Origin of the sequence: Bacillus sp. JJ1521 (assembly GCF_036965165.1) — a bacterium.
Classification (GTDB): domain Bacteria; phylum Bacillota; class Bacilli; order Bacillales; family Bacillaceae_L; genus Ferdinandcohnia.
This window is the reverse complement of the sequence record NZ_JBALOX010000104.1, coordinates 1,657-2,441: the sequence shown is the minus strand read 5'-3', so window position 1 is coordinate 2,441 and position 785 is coordinate 1,657. Positions and strand designations below refer to the sequence as shown.

The 785-nt window shown below is 33.5% G+C and carries 1 protein-coding gene; it reads right to left on the bottom strand.

Annotation, left to right across the window (positions count from 1 at the left end; translation table 11 throughout):
- Positions 1–140: 140 nt before the first annotated feature.
- Positions 141–578 carry a BrxA/BrxB family bacilliredoxin gene (locus tag V7147_RS15175; protein WP_335368681.1) on the bottom strand — a complete coding sequence of 146 codons (438 nt, stop codon included), beginning with the start codon at positions 576–578 and terminating at the stop codon, positions 141–143.
- Between the last annotated feature and the right edge of the window lie 207 nt (positions 579–785).

The window sequence follows — 785 nt, the reverse complement described above, 5'->3', positions numbered from 1 at the left end:
ATTTTGTGTTTTATTACTTACTCTATCTTGCGTTTAATACTTTATTGATATAAACAATTAAAGTGGAAAAGCAATAAAGGATACATCATTATATGCATAATTTAAAAGTTATCTCAAAAAAAAGAAGCCTTAATGGCCTCTTATACTTCTTCACAATATTCTTCAAAGGTTTCCTGTAATTTATTGATAACATCCATTGGCTCATGGCCTTCAATTTCGTGACGCTCAATCATTGTAACAATTTTCCCATCTTTTAATAATGCGAAGGATGGAGAAGATGGTGGATAACCCTCAAAATATGATCGTGCTTTTTCTGTTGCTGCTTTATCTTGACCTGCAAATACGGTTACTAATTGGTCGGGACGCTTATCATAATGGATTGAATGTGCTGCAGCTGGTCTTGCAATTCCGCCAGCACAACCACAAACAGAGTTTACCATCACTAAAGTTGTTCCCTTTTTGCTAAGTGCTTCTTCAACCGCTTCAGGTGTTGTTAATTCTGAATAGCCAGCCTCTGAGATTTCCTTTCTAGCTGTTTGTACTATATCATTCATAAACAGATTAAAATCTACTTCCATCTTGTACACTCCTCCTAATAAATATCTTGCTTATTTACATAATATCAATTTAGAGCATGTTTTTTCAAATTTAAGGTTCGTTAATTTACGTTTAAAAAAGATAAATTCGGGTATTCTATTAATACATCTAGATCATACCCCTAAACTCCCTAGATGGAAGGAGAACGAATGCTCTCCTTCTTTTTTTTTGCTCATTTCTAAAAGATT